Genomic DNA, 21,466 nt, shown 5'->3' with positions numbered 1-21,466 from the left:
ATTTTCAATAGCCTCAGTCGACAGCTTTTAATCTGTCCCGACCCGAGAGCGATGTGCGTTTTGTGCCTGAGAGATCGATCGAATAAAAATGGTATTATCTCACGGAAGTATGAGCCCTGCTCATGATTTGGTACGAGAGACGGTCCGCCCGGAGTTTGGGAATGTCCCAGTCTTCCGAAACCCTTAGGGCGGGACGGATGTATATCTCGGCCGAGGTGATGACCTTCACTTCCACGAAACCGATGGTGGACGCCTTGACCACTCCAGCGACATACGACATTGGTTTGTCATCGTGGTTCTGCGGGCGAAAGTCCGGAGCTAAGAGGGAATTCGGTCAGGGCTTTGCTGCCTGAAGCCGAAGCTGCCCCCGCAACTGTAAACGGCGAGCGAAAGTCCATCCATGTCACTGAGGCAAGCCTCGGGAAGACGGACCAAAGCGACGACCCGTAAGCCAGGAGACCTGCCGCGATAGATAACGTCCACGGGCGGGGTGTCCCGGAGTGCCGCTTTCGCGACAGGCATTCCCGTGCCGTCGTCTTGCGTCATGTTCCTGCCCTGCCAAAAGCTGATGGTAGTGCCGATGACAGAAATCCCGACAATAGAAAAGCCTGCTCAGCGCGGCGCAATAACCAGTCTTATCGATATCGTCTTTCCAGGAGATACAAATCACCACGGTACGCTCTTCGGAGGAACCGGTCTCGCGCTCATGGATCGTGTTGCCTTCATTGCGGCGACCCGGTTCGGGCGGGCACCTTTCGTGACTGCCTCTTGCGAGCGCATTGATTTCCGGCAGCCGGCGCGCATCGGGCACATCGTCGAATTCACGGCCAGACCAGTCAGGGCCGGCCGTCGCTCTCTGACGGTCGAGGTCGAAATGGTGGCGGAAACCATTGTCGGTCGTCAACGACACACCTGTACGAAGGGCATCTTTCATATGGTTGCCGTTCCAGAGGGCGAGAATGCATCGAGCTACGCCTTGCCCGTACTCGCTCCCGAAGAAACCAGGGAAGCCAGTGAAACAGTGGCCATGGTGGAGATCGTATTTCCAGATCAGGCCAACAGTGTAGGCCGGATGTTCGGGGGCGAAGCGATCGCCTACATGACCAAGGCGGCATTCGTTGCGGCGTCGCGCTACTCCGGCAAGCTTGTGGTACTGGCCTCATCCGAGCGCATCGACTTTGCAAGATCAATCGAGATCGGTGAGATTGTCGAGGCGGTGGCGCACGTCACGCGTGTTGGCCGCAGCTCCATGTCCATCGAAACAAAACTCTGGTCCGAAAACCTGCTGACCGGTGAGAGACATATTACCGCCACCGGACATTTCACGATGGTCGCGGTCGACGCGGACCACCGGCCGGTTCCTGTCCGCGATAGCACTCCTGCACACCCGGCTCCTTACCAAGGTCGGGCATAACATGCTGGACAGACAACATCTATCGATCCTGCGTGAAGTCGACCGCTTGGGCAGCCTGACAGCGGCGGCGGAGCGGCTGAACGTCTCCCAGTCTGCTCTTAGCCACACGATCCGCAAGCTGGAAGAACGCTATGGCGTGCCGATGTGGGAGAAGGACGGCCGCAACCTCCGTCTCACCGAGGCCGGCCGCTACATCGTGACATTGGCGCAGCGCGTTCTCCCACAGATCGAAAGGGCCGAAGATGTCCTGTCAGATTATCGCCACGGCCAGCGCGGCTCGCTCAAGATCGGCATGGAATGCCATCCTTGCCATCAATGGTTGATGGGTGTCACAAAGCCCTATCTTATGGAATGGCCAGATGTGGGCCTGGAACTGACGACCTCATTTGCCTTCGGCGGCGTGACAGCTCTCACGGGATACGAAATCGACATCCTGATCACCCCGGATCCGATCGAGACACCTGGCATCCATTATTTGCCGGTGTTTGACTACGAGTTGGTGCTTGCCGTGCCAATCGATCATCCACTGGCATTGAAAGACCACGCAGAACCCATGGACCTGCTGGATGAGACACTGTTCACCTATCCGGTGCCGCCGGAGCGGCTGGACGTCTTCACACAGTTCCTGGTGCCCGCGAACTGCCGTCCTCGCCACCATCGCAATGTCGAGACGACGGAGATGATGCTTCAACTCGTCGCGGCAGGGCGTGGGGTCAGCGCCGTTCCCGACTGGCTGGTACGTCGGGAAGCGGCAGCGCTCGGCGTCCGCCCCATCCACATTGGTCCGGAAGGCATACGGAAAAGCATCCACCTCGGACTAAGAGAGGGCGACGACGCTGTGGATTTCATAGCCGGGTTTGTTGAGACGTCACGGCAAAGATGAGCGTCGCGATCGCGGCGGCGATTAGACCCTCGATGTGACAAAACCTCTGTGGCCGACATGGCTTTCTGCCGAGCATCACCCAGAAAACAGCCGACCAGTGCTCCGTAGAAAAGAAGCGCCAATTACAAGAGCAGCAGTGAAACGATGAGCGCAGGCATCAACCGCCCAGATTGCGTCTGGCCACCGAGCAGACGCTTGTAGTTCATCAGTCACGCGCCAAGGCCTCGATCGGGTCCAGCTTTGCCGCATTGCGGGCGGGAAGGAAGCCGAAGACGATTCCGATCAGGGTTGAGCAGGCGAAGGCCACCATAATGGAGCCCGAAGAGAAGATCATTTTGAAGTCGGGGCTCAGCAAATTGAAAAGAGCGCTGATCCCGAGGGCGAGCATCACTCCCATGAAGCCGCCGACAAGGCAGACCATGACGGCCTCGATCAGGAACTGGGAAAGGATGTCGCTGCGGCGCGCGCCGACAGCCACACGAACGCCGATCTCCTTGGTACGTTCGGTCACGGATACCAGCATGATATTCATCACGCCGATGCCGCCGACAATCAGCGAGATCACGGCGACTGACGAAATCAGCAGCGTCAGGGTTTGCGTGGTGGTCTCGATAGTCTCGCGAATGGTCGCCGAGTTGGTGAGGAAGAAGTCTTTCGCGCCATGCCGACGCTCGATAAGGCGGGAAACTGCGGCTTCGACATTGCCCGGATCGACATCGTCTCTGATACGGACCGTTATGCCGTCGACGTTCGGACGACCCAGCATGCGGCCCATGACGGTTGTGTAGGGCGCATAAACGGTCAACGTATCAACCGCCGGGCCGAAGGAGTTTTCCCGTTTCGTCACACCTACGACCCTCGCCGGCATTGTGCCCAGAAGGATGACCTGCCCCACCGGGTTTACCCGGTCTGGAAACAGGTCTCGCGCGGCGTTTGCATCGATCACCACATTCTGGCTGTAGGCGGTAACGTCCTGGGCGTCGAACAGTTGTCCATGCGCCACCTCAAGCCCCCGTACGCGAAAGAAGTCGGCGCCAACTCCGGTGACTGACGCATTGACGGCCACGGCGGCGCGCTTGACAGTTACGCTCGTCGTGACGGTTGGTGTCACGCTGTCGACATAGGGCTGGTTCACCAGCGCTTCGGCATCGGCGGGAACCAGGGTCCGTATCTTGCCCGCTTCCAGATCGCCGAAGCCTTTCCCGGCCCGCACCTCGATCGTGTTGGTGCCAAGCGAACTGATACTGCTCAGGATTTGTTGCTGCGAGCCGGCTCCCAGTGCCGAGATAGCCGCCACCGAGGCGATACCGATGATGATGCCGAGCATGGTCAGAAGCGAGCGCATCTTGTGCGCCCAGATTGCCGCGCCCGCCATACGAAAAGCTTCAGCCATCCGGTCAATCGCACCACGCCAACCAGCGCCCGGCGCGTGCTCGCGGATGGGACGCGCCGTCGCGGCGGATTTGGATATATTGCGCTCATCGGAAATGATAACGCCGTCGCTGATCTCGACAACCCGATCCGCGTGTTCGGCGATCTTCTTGTCGTGAGTGACGAGGATGATGGTGTGCCCTTCGGCATGAAGCTCGCGCAGGATCTTCATGACTTCGGCGCCACTGTGCGTATCCAGCGCTCCGGTTGGTTCGTCGGCCAGAATTATCTCGCCGCCATTCATCAGGGCGCGGGCGATCGACACCCGCTGCTGCTGGCCGCCCGAAAGCTTGCCCGGGATATTGCCCGTCCGCTCGGCAAGGCCCAGTCGGGTCAACAAGGAGATCGCTCGCTTGTGCCGGTCGGATCGGCTGCGTCCGGCATAGATGGCCGGCACCTCGACGTTGCTGGCCGCGCTGAGATCGCCAAGCAGATGATAACGCTGGAAGATGAAACCAAAACGCTCACGGCGTAGTGCCGCCAGTTCGTCCACTGACATCTTCGAGGTCTCGCGTCCTTCGATCCAATAGCTGCCGTCCGTCGGACGATCGAGGCAGCCAAGAATGTTCATCAGCGTCGACTTGCCGGAGCCCGAGGCGCCGATGATGGCCATCATCTCGCCGGCCTCGATGTCGAGGTCGACGTCTTTCAGCACCCGCACCATCTCGTCGCCTGCGGGGAAAGCGCGGGATACCCCACGTACGCGGATCAGTGGTTCAGTCATAACGCGCCCTACCGCTTCGCCGCAGCCAGTTGAGCCTGGCCATCCGTGCGTTCGTCCGTGGATGCTCCAAGCACGATGGTGTCGCCTGCCTGAAGACCGCTAAGTATCTGGATGTCCGCGCCGTTATCGATACCGACCTGGACCTGCCGGATCTGGACCTCGCCCATCGCGTCCAGTATGCGCACACGCGCCGTATCGCCGGCCCGGGGCGCCCCTTCCACTGCACTGAGCGGAACCAGCACGGCGCCGCTGACGTGGCTCAAGACGATGGACACCTGCGCCGTCATGGAGGGCCGCAGGACCCCGTCCGCATTCGCCACGTCGATCAGCCCGGTGTAATAGACCGCGCCGTTGGTTGAGCCAATCCGGCTCGCAGCGGTATTGCTCTCGTTGGCGATGGAGGCCGGGGCCGGTTCCACCTGTCGCAACTCCCCATCGAAACGACGCTTCGGATCGCCAAGAATGCTGAACCAGACCGGCAGGCCCCGCCGCACACGCACGACGTCAGCCTCGGAGATATCCGCGCGCACCGTCATTGTGTCCAATCGCGCGATCATGACGATGGTCGGCGCGGTCTGCAGGGCATTCACGGTTTGGCCCTCGTCAGTGACGATCGCGACCACCGTGCCGGCGATTGGGGCAGTGATGCGCGTATAGTCCAGTTCTATACCCGCAGACTCCAGCGCGACCTGCGCTTGGGCGACCTGAGCGTCCAGCGACTGAACCTCAGCCCGCGCGGTGTCTCGCATCGCAACCGCAGCGTCATACTGGGCGCGTGGCGTGGAACCACCTGCCAGCAGGTCACGCTCGCGCTCGAAATCCTTCTCGGCTTTCACCAGACCGGCGCTGCGCGCGGCGTGAACGGCGCGGATGTTGGCCAAAGCGGCCTCGCGGTCCCGCAAGGTATTGCGCCGGGTCTGGGAATCGATCTCGGCCACCAATTGGCCAGCCTCAACGATGTCACCGATCTTGACAGCCAGATGCTCGATGCGACCCGAGGCCTGGGCGCCGACACGCACCAGCTCGAGCGGTTCGAGAACCCCCGTCGCCAGCACCACCTCTTCAATGTCACCCGTTCGCGCCTGCGCCGTCACCAGTTCAAGCTTTGCCGGCGGACGCAGAAACAGCAGCCAGACGCCCAGCAGACCGACAAGGGTTGCCGCCCCCAGGATCAAACGCTTGCGGGTAATGTGTCGTGTCATTTAGTCGTGGCCCATGCTATTGAAATTTGAGGGCTTTCTCTGTCACGAGAGTTACCTGAAAATTACGGAGGGTCGTCGTCGCGCCTGATCCGTTTGGCAAGCGCTGTAAAATCAACCGATCGGCAAAGAGTGTTTGCGATGTGGATGGCGTGCCAGAGACTGCCCGCCAGGCATCAAGTGATCGCGGCCGTGCTCAGCAAACGTCGACGGATAAAAACGCCTTGACCTGTTGGCGCAGGAGACGGACCTACCGCTGCTGGAAAACGCGCTTCTCGCGCCAGCGTACGGCAAATGTGCTGCCCTTGCCTGGAGCGGACGAAAGCTCAACGTAGCCGCCGTGACGGGTGACGATCTCGTTGACCATGCTGAGCCCCAGGCCCGCACCTGAGCCGTGAGGGCTGACCCGGTAGAACGGTTCGAATATGCGCGACTGCTTGTCGCCGGCAATTCCACAGCCCTGATCGGCGACAGTCACGCTGCCGTCAGCCTCAATACTGACCGATATCTGTCCTCGTCCGCCCCCGTACTGGACTGCATTACGGACCAGATTGACGAATGCACGCTCCAGAGCTTCGGCATCCCCGGGAACGAACAGGCTTTCCGCATCGCTATCGAACGAAATCTCGTAACCTTCGGCAATCGCCAGAGGAGCAAGGTCGGCGACCACCTTCGACACAACGCTGTTGAGATCGACAGGTGCATTCTGCTGGGGCTTCTGCCGGTACTTTTCGGTGTCGAGAAGCTGGTTTGCGATTGCTGTAAGCCGCTTGATGGCCGTCTGCAGGTGTGTCTTGTCCGCACCTGGTGAAAGCGTATCGATTCTCACCTGCAGGACAGCAATCGGCGTTCGAAGTTCATGGGCCGCGTTGACGAAGAAGCGCTCCGTCGCCTCGAAGCCGCTATCGAGACGACGCAGCGCCCTGTTGATGTCGCGCACCAGACGAAGCACCTCAGTGGGCAAGCCCCGCTCTTCCACCAGGGCGCCACGTGTGTCGAGGTCGATCCTGTCGAGACGCCTGGTCAGGTCGCTGAAGGACCGCAAAGCCCAGCGTGTGACAAACGGGACGCCAATAAGGGAAATGGCGACGAGGATCAGCGCCGGCACACCGATGGCAAGGTTCCCCAACAGCACGGTCACACCATATTGGGACATAGAAACACCGCCGGCAAAAATCGTTGCCTCACCGGCCTCTGTGTCGAAACGCTCCATGCGGGCGACACTCAGCGGATCGTTCAGGTCACCATGGAGCTCGACACTTCTGAACGCCCGCAGGAATGGCATGTTGTCGGCAATTTTCCCGGGAGGCGCGCCGTGTGCAAGGACAATATCTTTTCCAAGGTCTGCCACGAACCACAGGTCAGGCGCTTCCTCCATAATCTCTTTAAGCTCGGCCGTCGGAACCAGATGGGGCCGGCCATTCGGCTCGAGACGAACCGAGTCTGCGATTTCTTGAGACAGCCAGATGGACGTGATCGCCACATCGGGCTTGAGGCCAGAAAGGAGATAGAAAACCAGGCTGAGCGAGGCGATGACCGCGCAGAGCTGCAGGACAATAAAACCAAAAGTAAATCGCCAGCGAAGGGATGTGCTGGTCATCCTATTTCTGCTCATGAAGGTAGTAGCCTATGCCACGAATGTTCTTGATAACAATATCGGCCTCCGCTTCGCCAAGCTTTCGGCGCAGGCGAGACATATTGGATTCCAGTGAGTTCGACTGGATTTCATCGTCAAAGGAATAGACCTGCCCCTCAAGGGACGAGCGCAACACGGTACGACCACGATTTCTCAGAAGAGTTTCGATGATGAGCAGTTCCCTGCGGGTGAGCGCAAGCCTGATGCCGTTGACATGCACATCGCATGAAACCCGATCGTAGGTAACGTTTCCTGCCGACAGGACGAATGGGCCGGCTGTCGGCACCCGCCTCAGCACAGCGCTCATTCTGGCAATCAGCTCGGGAATTTCGAACGGCTTCGGCAAATAGTCATCGGCCCCGTCATTGAGGCCGGAAATTCGCTCGTCGGTCGACCTCAGAGCGGAGATGATGATCGATCGCGTATTTGAACCCGTGCGGTGCAAATCGGCGAGGAAGGTACTGCCATCGCCATCCGGCAGTTGCCGGTCGATAAGGACAATATCGTAATCCGCCATGGCGATTGCTTCCCGCGCCATCGCCAGATCTCCAACAGCGTCCAGCACGATGCCATGCTGCGAGAGGGCCGTCCTCAAGGCATCCGTCATTTCCGGATCGTCTTCGATAAGCAGAAGTTTCATAGTGGCCTGATCGTGCAAGTCCCGGACAGCTGTTCTCAAGAATTCTAACAGCAAATTGATATGTGTGGTTCAGATAAACTCGACTGCCATGACCGACTGGCCGCCAAGTCAATCGGCGGTCCAGATGTCCGGCACCGGGGAACCGAAACCTGCTGAGTATCCAGCCGGCTTTTAGTCCCCGTCGCCAAGGCCAGCCCCTTATCGGCAGCGGCCGTAGTTATCGCGATATCTGCAACCGTAATCGCGCCGGTCCCGATTTTCCCAGTGATCGCGACGGTTCCTGTCGTTTCGTTCACTGATGTTCCCGATGACCGCACCTCCAGCACCTCCCGCGGCGGCTCCCACTGCAGCACCTTGCCACGTGCCGCTTGCCAGCCCGCCAATGATGGCGCCACTGGCCGCACCAATACCGGCGCCCTTTTCCGTCTGGCTGCAAGCCGTCAGCGTCAAACAAACGAATATGCCTGAAATGATCTTTTTCATGTCTGTCCTTTCGATCCATCGCCGCTACGGTCGCCCGTCGACCGTGGAGACGCACCAAGGTGCAGACATATGGCCACCGAAAATTACGTGGAAGTTACGCAGAACCGTCGGCGTCGACACCGGTCGAAAGTGCAAATTCGTGTAGGATGCGCGTCTTCACGATAAGTCATTCTCAGCTAATTCCGCCCGCCTCATCGATAGGCTCCGACGCCGCCGTGTCAATCACTGCGTTTGAGAATGGTGGGTCGAAATACTGGGGCAGACCGTTGCCGAGCTTGCCTATGGAGATTGACGGCGGTTCGGCGGCCCTGACCGGAAGGATAGTCCGGCCGCCGGCAGATGGCCTGTTTCTGCAGCCCTCAGATAGCTCCGTCGACGATAACCATCGGCCGACCCTGGGAACAGGGCTCGATGCGGGCATCGATGCGATAGATATCGCGCAGCATGTCCGAGGTTATCACCGCCTCGGTACTGCCGCTCACCACCATTTCACCGCGGGCGATCACCATCGTATTCTCGCAATAGCGCAGCGCATGGTTGAGGTCGTGCAGGGCGATCAACACGATCATGCCGGTTTTCTGGGCAAGCTCGGTGACGAAGCCCAGAACCTCGATCTGCCGGTGAAGATCAAGCGCCGATGTCGGCTCGTCCATCAGCAGCACTTCCGGCTTGCGCGCCAGTGCCTGCGCCAGCGACACCAGCTGCCGCTGGCCGCCGGATAGCTCGCCAAGGCCGCGGAAAGCAAGATCGTGGATTTTCAGCGCCTTGAGAATGGCATCTATCTCAAACAGCTCATCATCCTGAACCCGCCAGCCACCGCCCTGTTTGGCGGAAAGAAGCACGGATTCATAGACCGTCAGAACGGCATTGGCGCCGGTATCCTGCGGCATGTAACAAATGGCGCGGTTGCCGCGCGCCGTATCGGAGAGTTCGACCAGGCCGGGACCGGAGATCAGGCTGGCAATGCGCTTGAAAAGCGTGGATTTGCCGGCGGCGTTGGGGCCGATCACTGCCGTCACGCTGCCGCTTTCCAGCGTATCGATGCCGACCTTGGACAGAACCGTGGTGCGGCCATAGGCGGCACCGACATCCTTCAGTGCGAGCGCTACCATGCGCGTCTCCTGTTGCCGAAAATGAGCACGAAAAAGAACGGTACGCCGACCAGCGCCGTAATGACCCCGATCGGCAGAATGGCGCCGGGTATGAGGATCTTGCTGATGACCGAGGTGGTTGACAGAAGCAGCGCGCCGCAGATCACCGAGCCGGGCAGGAAAAAGCGCTGATCTTCACCGACCAGCATACGGGCGATGTGCGGACCGACAAGCCCGACAAATCCGATGGTGCCGACGAAAGAAACAGGAATGGCCGCCAGAAGGCTGACCGTCAGCATGGTTTGCAACCGCAGCCGGCGCACATTGATGCCCATGCTGGCCGCCTTGTCATCGCCCAGCCTGAGTGCCGTCAGCGCCCAGGCGTTGCGCATGAACATCGGCACGGTGATGACGAGGATGGCCGCGGTCACATAGACCTTTTCCCAGGTTGCCTTCGTCAAGCTGCCCATGGTCCAGAAAACGACGGCGGCAAGCGCCTGTTCGGAGGCCAGATATTCCAGCAGCGACAGCGCCGCATTGAAGGTGAAGACCAGCGCGATGCCGAGGAGCACGATGGTTTCGACCGTCACACCACGCAGCGTAGAGGCAAAATGGATGAAAAGCGCCGCAACCATGGCCATGATGAAGGCGTTGATCGGCACCATATAATGCACGGCACCCGGAAAGATCGCCACGCCGCCAACGAGCGCCAGCGCCGCGCCAAAACTTGCAGCGGCAGAAATGCCGAGCGTGAAGGGGCTGGCGAGCGGGTTGGACAGGATGGTCTGCATCTGCGCGCCCGCAACCGACAGCGATGCGCCGACAGTGACCGCCATCAGCGCAATCGGCATGCGGATATCCCAGATCACCACTCGCAGCTGGTTTGCAGCAGCGGCCGGATCGGCAATGGTCGCCAGAACTTCGGAAATTGTATAGCGCGCCGGGCCGAGCGCCATATCCGCGGCCATGCTGAAACACAGGGCGATGAAAAGCCCGACAAGAATAACGATCCTGCGCGCGGCAAGGGCGCGATATTGATCGCGCCCACTGACGCCAACGGCGCTTTCATTCAGCGAACTCATTGGTTCAAACCTTTTTCGAGCGAGGCGAAATAGCCCGGCTTGTAGGTAACGGGGAGGAACTTCCGGTAAAATTCCTCAGCGTTTTTTTCCGGGTCGAGATCAGCGAAGAGGTCCGGATGGAACCACTTGGCAAATTGCTGGATCGGCAAAAACTCGTAAGGAGCGCCATAAAACTGGTGCCAGACGGCATGGACATTGCCCTGCTTGACCGCCTTCAGTTCCGGAAACGGCGTACGCGTCATCAGATTGGCCAGCCGCTCGCGCGAAAGCGCCGTGTCTGCTCCGAGCCCAAGGGGAACGAACTGGTTGATATCGGATTCCGCCGCCCAGTTCGAGCCGGTGACGATGACATGGTCAGGATCAGCGACGACCAGCTGCTCGGGATTGAGATCGCCGAAGGTCGTCTTGATGATGCCGTCGGCAATATTGTGACCACCGGCCAGATCAACCATCGCGCCGAAATTGGCGGATCCAAAGGTGCGGCAGCAATTGTTCTCGCCGGAAATGCCGGGCGAACGCTCGATAAAGACATTCGGGCGCTTGAGGTCCTTGACGCTGGCGACCCGGTCGGTCACGCGGGCGATTTCAGCACGGCGATAGGCGATGAATTCCTTGGCGCGCTCTTCCGCACCGAACAGTTTTCCGAGAATTTCGATCGAGGCTTCGCTGTTCTTATCGGGATCGATACGGAAATCGAGATAAACGATCTTGATGCCGGCAGCGGCAGCCTTCTCTTCGAAACCACTTTCCTTGGCGGTTTTTTCCGTTTCCAGATTGAGGGTGATCACGTCAGGAGAAAGGGTGATCGCCGTTTCCAGGCTGAAGTCACCCTGCGGCAGATAACCGAAGCGCGGCAGTTTCTCGATCTGCGGAAAACGCTCGACATAGGCCGTGTAGCTGTCGGGGTCCTTCTTGAGCAGATCGTCACGCCAGCCGACGATGTTTTCGAAGGTCTTGTCGCCCTTCAGCGCCGCGATGACGTGGATCTGGCGGGCTTCGCCAACGATGACACGCTTGGCCGGCAGGTCCAGTTCGACCTTGCGGCCGGTGACATCGGTGATCTCGCCTGCATGGGCTGTTACGGCGAGAAGAGAGAAGGCCAGCACCGCAAGATGCCTCAGAGCATTGAGCCGCATGAGAAGTCCTCATTGAGTTCCAAAAGAAAATGATGAAACCGCATCACTGCGGTCTCATCCATCGAACGGACGGCGCTCCTCTTCACCGTCCCTGTCTTATTTCGCGTCCTTCAGCGACACGAAGTAGCCGGGCTTGTAATCAAGCGGCAGGAAGCGGGCATGCAATTCCTTGAAGGTCGCCTCGGGATCGAGATCCTTGAAGAGATCAGGATGCAGCCACTTGGCGATTTCCTGAATGGCCACGAACTGGTACGGGTTGTTGTAGAACTGGTGCCAGATGGCGTGGACATTGCCGTCCTTCACCGCCTGCACACCGGTAAAGGCCGGGCGCTTGGTAAGGTTTTCGAGCTTCCGATGCGCTTCCTTCACATCCGCACCATAACCGACACCGACCCAGTTGCCGCCGGGAACGTAGCCATTCCAGTTACCGCCGGTGATGATGATCTGCTCCGGGTTGGAGGCGATGATCTGTTCCGGATTGACGGTGCCGAAGGTGCCGGGAATGATATCCTTGGCCATGTTGATGCCGCCGGCAAGCTCGACCATCTTGCCGAAATTCTCGTTGCCGAAGGACATGCAGCAATCGTCGGAGTAACCGCCGGCGCGCTCGACAAACACCACCGGCTTCTTCGGATTGGCCTTGGCGAGTGTATCGGTGACCTTGGCGATGGAGTCAGCACGGAACTTGATGAAGTCCTCGGCGATCTTTTCCTTGCCCGTCAGCTTGCCCATCAGGCGCATGCTCGGCTCGGTATTTTCCATCGGCTTTTCACGGAAGTCGACATAAACAAGCGGAATGCCAACCTTGGCGAGCTTCTCGATGTAGCCTGCCTCTTCGGTCGCCGTCTTGGCGTCGATATTCATCAGGATCACGTCCGGCTTAAGCGCAACGGCCTGCTCGACGTCGAAAGTGCCGTCCTTCATGCCGCCAAAGGTCGGCAGCTTGGCGATCTCAGGATATTTGGCAAGATAGGCGTCATAGGTTTCCGGATCGGCCTTGGCGAGGTCATCGCGCCAGCCGACGACGTGCTGGAAAGGGTTTTCCTTGTCGAGCGCCGCGAGGAAATAGATCTGCCGGCCTTCACCGAGAATGACGTGCGAAACGGGAACATTGACTTCGACATCCCGGCCGGTCACATCCTTGACAGTGACCTTTTCGGCCAGTGCCGGCCAGGCGGCGGATACGAGAAGGCCAAGGGCAAGTGCCGTGGATTTGGCTGAGATGCGTATCGGATATTGCTCTCCAGTGTTGACTGGCGGGGCTGTATTATTTTCTGACTGTACTAGTCAACATTTATGTTTTAGAGCCATTCTCAACTGACCGGCGCATGGGTTGAAGACCAATGATCGACACTATCCAATATGGCAAGAACGACAGCCTGCGAGACGAAATCAAAGCCTATTGGTCCGGCCGCGCCGCGACCTTCGACCTTTCCCCCGGACATGAGATTTTTTCCGAAGATGAGCGAGAAGCGTGGCATGCCCTGCTTTTGAAGCATCTGGGACAGGGAGAAGGCCGCAAGGCGCTCGATCTCGCCAGCGGAACCGGCGTCATTTCGCATCTGATGGACGATCTTGGTTTTCAGGTCACGGGCATGGACTGGTCGGAAACCATGCTGGCGCTCGCGAGGGAAAAAGCGAAAAGCCGCGGGCGCAATATCCGCTTTTTTGTCGGCGATGCCGAAAACACCATGGAGCCGGATGAAAGCGCCGATGTCATCATCACCCGTCATCTCGTCTGGACACTGGTGGACCCGCAGGCAAGCTTTGCCGAATGGTTCCGCGTGCTGAAACCGGGCGGGCGGCTGCTGATCGTCGACGGCGATTTCGTCAATGTCGGCTGGCGCGAAAAACTCGTCAAGAAACTGGCCGCGGGTCTGGAAAGCATCGGCCTCGTGAAACCGGACCAGCTGCACAAGCCGGCTGATCCGGCCAATACCTTCAACAGCATTCTTTCACGCGTCTATTTTTCCGGCGGTGCGCGGGCTGACGATGTCGCGGCGATGTTGCGTGCGACGGGATTCGAACCCGTCGCGGTTGATCAGGAACTTCAGGCCATCCATCGCGCCCAGTCGAAGAACTTCAGCCTGCTAAAGGGCATCCTGCGTGGCCTGCAGCACCGTTATGCGGTCTGCGCCGTGAAGCCGGACATGTCCGCGAATATCATCCGCACGCCGTCACCCCGGACCTGATCCGGGGATCTAGTGCGATCAAGTCCTTGACCGCGAAAGACTCTTTCCCGGCTTAGACGCGCCGGGGCTGGATGCCGGATCTAGTCCGGCATGACGGATGAGGGAAACTCGGCGCAGAATCCTCATTTTTCCGCTTGCTCGAAGAGATCGTCCAGCCGGGGCTTCGCTCGGCCGGGCACGTCGACTTCCCTGTAGCTCTGCGGCAGGGTCGCCTCGCCCACCTTGATCAGCATGACCATGCCCATGCCGTAATGCGGCGAGCATTTGATTCCGTAAAAGCCCGGTCTGTCGAAAGCAGTCTCGAATTCATCATTGATCCGGCTTTTGAAACCCTCGGCGCCTTCGGGAATCATGCCGTCGATGGTCGCGGCATTGTGGCTCTTGTGGGTCGGCACAAAGCGCACACGGTCGCCGGGGGCGATTTCCAGAAAATCGGGCTCGAACACCATCGGACCTTTTTCGCCCCGGTTCAGCATTTTTACCTCGAAGGTTTCGGCCATGGCATGCAGGGGAAAGCCCGTAGCCAGCGCCAATGCAATTCCAGCCAGAGCATTACGCGGCTGCACGCCAAGGCGAAGCATCTTCAATTTCATCATCGTACCAGTGCTTTCTTTGTCTGAGCGGCCATTCCATGGGCCGGCAGAAAACGAATATGAGAAAAGCCGCCCTCATCCGTGGTGACGACGGACTGCACCCCGAAAACATCGGCGATCGTCGCCGATGTGAGGACCTCGTGCGGCGGACCGGCCGCAATCATCCGCCCCTGATGCATGATGGCGACGCGGTCGCAGAACACGGCGGCGTGATTGAGATCATGCAGCGCCGCAACGACGGTCAGCCCCTGTCGGCGGACCAGATCGAGCAGGCCGATCTGATGGCCGATATCGAGGTGATTGGTCGGCTCGTCCAGCAGCAGGATATGCGGCTGCTGCGCCAGCGCGCGGGCAATATGCAGGCGCTGGCGTTCGCCGCCGGAAAGGTGGTGCCAGCTTCGTTCTGCCTTGTCCGCCATATCAACATTGTCGAGCGCGGCGTCGACGATGGCGTCGTCATTGGCCGACCAGGCAGAGAGCGGACCGAGATAGGGCGTGCGACCAAGTTCGACAGCCTGTCGAGCCGTAATTCGCTCTGTGGTCTCTGCCTGCTGTTCCACAAAGGCCAACCGGCGGGCAAGATCACGCCGTCCGAATGAGGCAAGCGCATCGTCACCAAGCGTGACGTGGCCGCGTCGCGGCTTGCGGATGCCGGCCAGCATGGAAAGCAGCGTGCTTTTGCCGGAACCATTCGGGCCGATAATGCCCAGAAACTCTCCGGAACCGACATCGAGCGAAACGCCACGGACAATATCGACATTGCCGGCATGGAAATGCAGGTCATGGGCGGATAATTTCATGACCGCCCCCTCTTCTGCCCGAGAATGAAGGCGAAGGCCGGCGCGCCGACGAGCGCGGTGATGACCCCGATCGGCAGCACCTGACCAGGAATGACGATGCGCGAGAGAATATCGGCAACAATCATGAAAACAGCACCGGTCAGCGCCGTTACCGGCAGCAATAACCCGTGGCGAACGCCGACGAAGATGCGCGCCGCGTGCGGAATGACGAGACCGACAAAACCGATGGAACCCACCAGCGACACCATCACCGCCGTCATGATCGCCGAAACCGAGATCAGCACCGCATAGGTCCGGCGCACCGGAATTCCGAGCGAGGCGGCGGCCTGACCGCCGAAGGCGAAGGCATCCAGCGCCCGGGAATACCATAGACACACCGCGAGACCGGCGATGCTGACCGGCAAAGCCAGCCAGACATCCGGCCAGCGCACCCCGGAAAGATTGCCGAGAAGCCAGAATATAATGCCGCGCGCCTGTTCGGCATTGGCGGATTTGGTGACGATGAACGAGGTCATGGCATTGAACAGCTGCGAGCCGGCCACCCCGGCCAGAATGATGGCGCTATTGCCGTGACCAGCCCGCACCGCCAGAAGGCTGACCAGCGAGAATGCAACGAAAGCGCCGATCAGCGCCCCCGCCGGCATGGTCAGGAGCCCTGCCCCGAAACCCAGAAGCGCAACCGCGACCGCCCCGGTGGAGGCGCCTGCGGAAATGCCGAGAATATAGGGATCGGCCAGCGGGTTGCGCAAAAGCGATTGCAGCACCGCGCCGGCAAGCGCCAGAGAAGCACCGCAGCAGGCGGCGACAACGGCGCGGCTGAGGCGATAGCTCCAGACGATACCCTCATCCAGCGGCTCCAGCGGATAACCCGCATGGAAGACACGGTTGGCGATGGTTTTCGCCACCACATCGAAGGGAATGGCAGTCTCGCCGATGGCCGCTCCGGCCATCAGCGCGACGAGCAGCAGGGCGAGCGCGGCAAAAGCCAGACCCGCCCTGCCGAGATGGACGGAAAAACCGTTCACTTGGCGAGGCCGGCAGCCGAAATCGCCTCGGCCAGCGTTTCAATACCTTCGATCGTGCGGATGGTCGGGTTCATCGCCTGCGCATCCATATCGAACACATGACCTTCCTTAACGGCGGGCATGATGCTGGCGACGGGGTCGGTCGCAAGGAACTTGTGCTTGACGGCAACGTCATCGGCCGGGAAACGACGACGGTCCATCTTGCCGGCGACGATGACGGTCGGATTGGCCTTGGCGATGGTTTCCCAGCCAACGGTCGGCCATTCCTCATCGCTTTCGATGATATTGGTCAGCCCGAGTGCGGACATGATGTAACCGGGCGCGCCATGGCGGCCCGCCACATAAGGGTCGATATCCAGTTCGGCGCTGGAGAACCAGAAGACGGCGGAAATCTTGCCATTGGCCGAAGCGATCTTGGCGCGGGCGGCTTCTTCACGCTTTTTCAGGTCGGCAACAACCTCTTCGCCGCGGTCCTGCACGTTGAAGATTTTGGCGAGATCGCGGATCTCCTGATAGATCAGCTCCATGGTAAAGCCGGTCTTGCGAACGCCGTCCCCGCCGCCGGAATTATCCTTGCCGACGCAATCGGCCGGCGAGGTGTAAACGGGAATACCGAGTTCGGCGAATTGCGCGGGCGTGCCGACAACACCTTCCGGGCCGATCTGCCACTGGAACTGCGTCGTTACCAGGTCCGGCCTCTTGCCGACAACGGCTTCGAAACTCGGATCATTGTCGGCCAGACGCTCCACCTTGGCGTTGGCTTCCTCGTAACCCTTCAGAACCGGGCCGATCCACAGCGCCGTGCCCACCACCCTGTCGGCAACGCCGAGGAGATAAAGAACCTCGGTCGTGCTCTGGCCGACGGATACCGTGCGGGCCGGCGCCTGTTTGAAGGTGATGTCCTGACCGCAGCTGTTGATCGTCAGGGGATAGACCGTTTCGGCGGCATGGGCGGAAGCGGCGGGCAAAGCCGTAAGCGCAGCGGCCAGAAGGCCGGCATAGGCCGGCAGGCGTCCAGGATTAAACATGTGTTCTCCAGTCGAAATTAAATCGCTTATTCCAGAGCCGCAGGCGTTAGAACGCGCAGCAACAGCGGGACGTCTTGTACGGAGAACAACGACGGGACGCAAACCAAATGTTATGAAATAACATTACAATTTCCTCCTCCGGGCTTCCCCGCCCGTAACGATGGTTCATATTTTGACGGCAGGTCTCCTGGCTCACGGATTTGCGCCGTTCATCTGCCTTCCCGCATTCCGGAGAATACAGTGGCATGACGCCTTGAGGCGCCACGGGGATGAGCGGCAATCCGCTTACAGTTGCGGGGGCAGCCACGGCATTGGGCGATCATCATCACCCGCACCATGTTCCCTATTAATCCCTTCGCCTTTCGGCTGCAGGAACCGTCGCTTTCTCACATAAGGGGCAAGAGCCGGAGCGTCAATCGCCAAAGCATGTCTCACAAGCGTATGGAAACCGTTCTGCGACAAAGACACGCACACAGCAGGAACCCAAAGTGCGTAACATGAAGTCGATGGGAAACGAGGTGCTTCAACACAGGGATGGGCCTGCCAGAGCGAAAATCCCAGCCGAGCCGGAACCTTCCGGCTGCGGCGCATTTTTTGACATGGTCGTCAGTGTTTCAATCACCACCAGTCCGGATTGCGCCAGAAAATCGGTGAGAACACCGTCATCACGCAAGGCATCGAGCCGGACAAGCTGCCCGTCGAGATCGGCAAAATGCCGCCTTACCAGCGCGACTGCCTCCGCTTCCCCCTCCGCAACCACCGGGCCGATGATGTGGCCCCGCCCTGCCGCCCGCCGCAGCGCAAAGGCGGCCAGACGATCCGCCTCGAACAGGCCGTAGCCGGTGTTTTCCCGCAGGAGACGCTGCAGCACGCCCCGGCGTGAAACGCCGAAAGCCGCCCGGTCCAGATCTTCCACGGCGGGGAGATGATGTTCCGAAACTGGCTCGATCCTCTGTTTCTTGCCAAGCTGCGGCGCCTCGGTGGTGCGACGGGCCTTGCCGCGCAGAAGATGCACCCGTTCCGCATCCCCGGTAAAACCGAGCCCGGCAAATAGCCGCCGGGACACCTCCGTTGCATTCAGCCGCAAGGCGGCGGCAGGATATCTCGCCACAAGCTGCCGGACCAGCCAGGGTGCTACGCCCTGCCCCTGCAGGCGTGGGGAGACTATGACCATGCCTAACGTCGCAAAAGCCTGATCATAGGGAAAAAGCATGGCGGTCGCGACAACCCGGTCAATCTCGTCCAGCGCCGCAAGACCCACACCGCACTGGCGCAGGAAACACCATTCATTGGCATGATACCGCCATCCGACAGCCATGGAGAGGGCATGCAGATGATCCGCCTCCACATCGGCGATATCCACGGTCCGCAACTCGAAACTATCGACCTTGAGCAGCTCCATAGCAAACGGCTCTCATTCCCTCCGGCGCGGAACCCTAGGGCCCCGGAAGCCCAGCCCACGACATCCGAAGATAACCGGCCCTGCCCGCAGGAATTTTCTGAAAGCACTGGAAGGACACAACAATCTACCGAAATCATCGGCATTTCAGCAGATAAACGCCGCCGGCCACTCTAAGCTTCTGCGGTGAATAATCCGGCCAGCGGCCAATGGGAACGACCAGCGGGGACGACCATGAACGCAATCGAAATCCTTGAGCGTCTCGTCGCCTTCCCGTCCGTTGTCGGAACCGCCAATGGCGATATTGCCGGATGGATTGCCGATTATCTGGAAGGCCATGGCGCGAAAGTCTCGCTGTTGCCCGGACCGGAGGGCGACCGCGCCAATCTCTTCGCCACGTTCGGCCCGGCCGATCGGGCCGGTTATATCCTGTCCGGCCACATGGATGTGGTGCCGGCCGGAGAACCGGAATGGACCTCCAATCCCTTCACGCTGAGAACCGAAAACGACCGGCTCTACGGGCGCGGAACCACCGACATGAAAGGGTTTCTCGCCACTGTGCTCGCCGCAGCGCCGGCATTTTCGCGCATGACGCTTGAACGGCCGATACACATCGCCTTTTCCTATGACGAGGAGGCGGGCTGCCGTGGCGTTCCCCATCTCATCGCCAGACTGCCGGAACTGTGTGCCCCGCCGGCGGGCGCCATCATCGGCGAACCCAGCAATATGCGCGCCGTTCGCGCCCACAAGGGCAAGGCCGCAGCGCGCATCACCCTGCACGGCCGATCCGGCCATTCCTCACGGCCGGATCAGGGGATAAACGCCATTCACCTGATGACCGGCATCATGGCAAAAGCAGTCGAAACCGCCGATACGCTGACGCGGGGACCGTTCGAAGCAACCTTCGAGCCGCCCTACTCCTCCTTGCAGATCGGCACGGTCAAAGGCGGGCAGGCGATCAACATCATCCCCGATCATTGCGCAATCGAACTGGAAGCGCGGGCAATTTCGGGCGTCTCCCCGCTCGCCCTGCTGGAGCCGGTAAAAAGCGCTGTCGAAGAGATCGCCGCAACGGGCGTCGATATCGAATGGACGCCGATGAGCGCTTATCCGGCCCTGTCGCTTCCAGCCGATGCGCCGCTTGCTTTGCTTCTGGAGGAACTGACCGGCACCGCCAACCTCGCAGCCGTAAGCTACGGAACGGAGGCCGGGCTTTTCCAGGCGGCGGGCATAGATGCCATCATTTGCGGCCCGGGAGATATCGGCCGCGCCCACAAGCCGGACGAATTCATAACCGCGGACGAACTTGCCGCCTGCCAGTCGATGCTGGAAACACTCGGCCGCCGCTGCGCCGCTTAATCAAATGACGGGTATTAGATGACGTTTCTCTTCAATTCCGACGCAAAGCGCGGCGAAATCTTCCGGCAGGCTCTGGCCACAGAGCTGCCGGACCTGCCATTTTCGATGGATGCCGCCACTGTCGATCCCGATGCGGTGCGTTATCTCATTACATGGACGGTGCCAGAGGATATCGCGCGTTACCGCAATCTCGAAATCCTGTTTTCGATCGGCGCGGGTGTCGACCAGTTTCACATCGATGCAATCCCGGAAACGGTGAAGGTCGTGCGCATGGTGGATGAAGGCATCATCCGCATGATGCAGGAATATGTCTGCCTCGGCGTGCTTGCCCTTCATCGCAACCTGCTGGCCTATCTGGAACAGCAACGCCAAAACCTATGGAAAGCCCTGCCGGGCCAGCGGCAGGCGGAAGAATGCCGCGTCGGCGTTCTCGGCCTCGGCATGCTGGGTGTTGCGGCACTGGAACGGCTGAAACCTTTCGGTTTTCCGCTTGCCGGCTGGAGCCGTTCTCCGCGCCAGATCGATGGCGTCACCTGCCACCATGGCGATGAAGGGCTGAAAGCCATTCTTTCCACCAGCGATATCCTCGTCTGCCTGTTGCCGCTGACGGACGAGACCACCGGGCTTTTGAATGCCGGGCGCCTCGGCCTGCTGCCGGATGGCGCGGCTCTCGTCCATGCCGGGCGCGGCAGGCAGCTCGATCATGACGCACTCCTAGATGCACTCGACAGCGGCAGGCTTTCCGGCGCGGTGATCGACGTCACCGATCCCGAGCCACTGTCTGAGGGCCATCGTTTCTGGACTCATCCGAAAATTCTGCTGACGCCGCATATCGCCAGCGTCACCCAGCCCCACTCCGCCGCCCGCACCGTCGTCGACAATATCAAACGATACGAATCCGGCCTCGAACCGCTCGGCCTCGTTGACCGCAGCCGCGGATATTGATCATCCGCCATCTCAGAAAGGAAAATCCATGCCGCTTCTCAAGCCTATCGACACCAATCCCGATTTCGAGCCGAAGGCCTCCAAGGCCCTGCCGGAACGCCTGATCGCCGGCGACCCTTCATTCAAGACCTGGGCGCTGGACGAAGCCCGCGATGGAACCGTAAAGACCGGCATCTGGGAAGCGACCCCGGGCGAAAGCCGTTCCATCAAGGGCGAGACCTTCGAATTTTGCCATATTCTGGCCGGCGTAATCGAAATCACCCCTGATGGCGGCGAACCGCAGCGTTATACGGCTGGCGACAGCTTCGTCATGAAGCCGGGTTTCGTCGGCGTCTGGAAGACCATCGAAACGGTTCGCAAGATCTACGTCACCGTGAATGGATGATGTAAAACCCGCGTTTTTTAA

At 60.0% G+C, this 21,466-nt stretch carries 20 protein-coding genes and 2 riboswitches; of the genes, 6 read left to right on the top strand and 14 right to left on the bottom strand.

Annotated features, from left to right (window positions below; translation table 11 throughout):
- Positions 1-276: 276 nt before the first annotated feature.
- Positions 277-483: riboswitch (cobalamin riboswitch) on the top strand.
- A 97-nt stretch (positions 484-580) separates the two neighbouring features.
- Positions 581-1,414 (top strand): acyl-CoA thioesterase, encoded by an 834-nt coding sequence (locus tag M0412_RS15770; protein WP_269699294.1) that lies wholly within the window; start codon positions 581-583, stop codon positions 1,412-1,414.
- 1 nt (position 1,415) lies between these two features.
- The gene (locus tag M0412_RS15765; RefSeq protein WP_269699293.1) at positions 1,416-2,297 is read left to right on the top strand and encodes a LysR family transcriptional regulator; all 882 of its coding nucleotides are present in this window, start codon (positions 1,416-1,418) and stop codon (positions 2,295-2,297) included.
- Between the two features lie 205 nt (positions 2,298-2,502).
- On the opposite strand, the gene M0412_RS15760 is transcribed toward M0412_RS15765, so the two are convergent.
- The 9 genes from M0412_RS15760 to M0412_RS15720 all read right to left on the bottom strand — a co-directional run bounded on the left by M0412_RS15760 (position 2,503) and on the right by M0412_RS15720 (position 12,949).
- Entirely contained in the window at positions 2,503-4,452 is a 1,950-nt protein-coding gene (locus tag M0412_RS15760; RefSeq protein ID WP_269699292.1) for a MacB family efflux pump subunit, read from the bottom strand.
- Between the two features lie 8 nt (positions 4,453-4,460).
- Entirely contained in the window at positions 4,461-5,654 is a 1,194-nt protein-coding gene (locus tag M0412_RS15755) for an efflux RND transporter periplasmic adaptor subunit (RefSeq protein WP_269699291.1), read from the bottom strand.
- Positions 5,655-5,901: 247 nt separating this feature from the next.
- A complete protein-coding gene (locus tag M0412_RS15750) occupies positions 5,902-7,251 on the bottom strand; it encodes a HAMP domain-containing sensor histidine kinase (protein WP_142843597.1) in 1,350 nt (449 codons plus the stop codon).
- 1 nt (position 7,252) lies between these two features.
- A complete protein-coding gene (locus M0412_RS15745; protein ID WP_080820132.1) occupies positions 7,253-7,927 on the bottom strand; it encodes a response regulator transcription factor in 675 nt (224 codons plus the stop codon).
- A 198-nt stretch (positions 7,928-8,125) separates the two neighbouring features.
- Positions 8,126-8,410 (bottom strand): YMGG-like glycine zipper-containing protein, encoded by a 285-nt coding sequence (locus M0412_RS15740; protein ID WP_110760633.1) that lies wholly within the window; start codon positions 8,408-8,410, stop codon positions 8,126-8,128.
- 359 nt (positions 8,411-8,769) lie between these two features.
- Positions 8,770-9,522: an ABC transporter ATP-binding protein gene (locus tag M0412_RS15735; RefSeq protein ID WP_046801414.1), complete on the bottom strand. Its 753-nt coding sequence runs from the start codon at positions 9,520-9,522 to the stop codon at positions 8,770-8,772.
- A complete protein-coding gene (locus M0412_RS15730; protein WP_269699289.1) occupies positions 9,516-10,583 on the bottom strand; it encodes an iron ABC transporter permease in 1,068 nt (355 codons plus the stop codon). The genes M0412_RS15735 and M0412_RS15730 overlap by 7 nt, the downstream gene beginning before the upstream one ends.
- On the bottom strand, positions 10,580-11,719 hold the full coding sequence (locus tag M0412_RS15725) for an ABC transporter substrate-binding protein (protein WP_142843600.1): 1,140 nt from the start codon (positions 11,717-11,719) through the stop codon (positions 10,580-10,582). Before M0412_RS15725 ends, M0412_RS15730 begins: the two co-directional genes overlap by 4 nt.
- A 96-nt stretch (positions 11,720-11,815) precedes the next feature.
- A complete protein-coding gene (locus tag M0412_RS15720; protein WP_142843601.1) occupies positions 11,816-12,949 on the bottom strand; it encodes an ABC transporter substrate-binding protein in 1,134 nt (377 codons plus the stop codon).
- A gap of 113 nt (positions 12,950-13,062) precedes the next feature.
- Between M0412_RS15720 and M0412_RS15715 the strand changes: the two genes are divergently transcribed.
- Complete coding sequence (locus M0412_RS15715) at positions 13,063-13,911, top strand: class I SAM-dependent methyltransferase (RefSeq protein ID WP_142843602.1); 849 nt, start codon at positions 13,063-13,065, stop codon at positions 13,909-13,911.
- Between the two features lie 122 nt (positions 13,912-14,033).
- On the opposite strand, the gene M0412_RS15710 is transcribed toward M0412_RS15715, so the two are convergent.
- The 5 genes from M0412_RS15710 to M0412_RS15690 form a co-directional block, all read right to left on the bottom strand.
- A complete protein-coding gene (locus tag M0412_RS15710; protein WP_142843603.1) occupies positions 14,034-14,507 on the bottom strand; it encodes a pseudoazurin in 474 nt (157 codons plus the stop codon).
- Positions 14,504-15,304, bottom strand: coding sequence for an ABC transporter ATP-binding protein (locus M0412_RS15705; protein ID WP_269699288.1), 801 nt, complete (start codon positions 15,302-15,304; stop codon positions 14,504-14,506). The genes M0412_RS15710 and M0412_RS15705 overlap by 4 nt, the downstream gene beginning before the upstream one ends.
- Positions 15,301-16,329 carry an iron ABC transporter permease gene (locus M0412_RS15700; RefSeq protein ID WP_269699287.1) on the bottom strand — a complete coding sequence of 343 codons (1,029 nt, stop codon included), beginning with the start codon at positions 16,327-16,329 and terminating at the stop codon, positions 15,301-15,303. Before M0412_RS15700 ends, M0412_RS15705 begins: the two co-directional genes overlap by 4 nt.
- On the bottom strand, positions 16,326-17,357 hold the full coding sequence (locus tag M0412_RS15695) for an ABC transporter substrate-binding protein (RefSeq protein WP_142843605.1): 1,032 nt from the start codon (positions 17,355-17,357) through the stop codon (positions 16,326-16,328). The genes M0412_RS15700 and M0412_RS15695 overlap by 4 nt, the downstream gene beginning before the upstream one ends.
- Positions 17,358-17,516: 159 nt before the next feature.
- A riboswitch (cobalamin riboswitch) is annotated at positions 17,517-17,752 on the bottom strand.
- A gap of 128 nt (positions 17,753-17,880) precedes the next feature.
- Positions 17,881-18,759 carry a GNAT family N-acetyltransferase gene (locus M0412_RS15690; RefSeq protein WP_269699286.1) on the bottom strand — a complete coding sequence of 293 codons (879 nt, stop codon included), beginning with the start codon at positions 18,757-18,759 and terminating at the stop codon, positions 17,881-17,883.
- Positions 18,760-18,990: 231 nt separating this feature from the next.
- On the opposite strand from M0412_RS15690, the gene argE reads away from it, so the two are divergent.
- From argE to M0412_RS15675, 3 genes are read left to right on the top strand one after another with little or no spacing between them, the layout of a single operon-like run.
- On the top strand, positions 18,991-20,115 hold the full coding sequence (gene argE, locus M0412_RS15685) for an acetylornithine deacetylase (protein ID WP_269699285.1): 1,125 nt from the start codon (positions 18,991-18,993) through the stop codon (positions 20,113-20,115).
- 18 nt (positions 20,116-20,133) lie between these two features.
- Positions 20,134-21,060: a glyoxylate/hydroxypyruvate reductase A gene (locus M0412_RS15680; RefSeq protein WP_269699284.1), complete on the top strand. Its 927-nt coding sequence runs from the start codon at positions 20,134-20,136 to the stop codon at positions 21,058-21,060.
- Positions 21,061-21,088: 28 nt separating this feature from the next.
- Positions 21,089-21,445 carry a cupin domain-containing protein gene (locus M0412_RS15675; RefSeq protein WP_004438300.1) on the top strand — a complete coding sequence of 119 codons (357 nt, stop codon included), beginning with the start codon at positions 21,089-21,091 and terminating at the stop codon, positions 21,443-21,445.
- Positions 21,446-21,466: the final 21 nt, after the last annotated feature.

It is taken from the genome of Agrobacterium sp. O3.4 (assembly GCF_041414895.1).
Lineage (GTDB): Bacteria > Pseudomonadota > Alphaproteobacteria > Rhizobiales > Rhizobiaceae > Agrobacterium > Agrobacterium cucumeris.
Note: the sequence above shows the minus strand (reverse complement) of the source record. Positions and strands in the feature narration are given on the sequence as shown.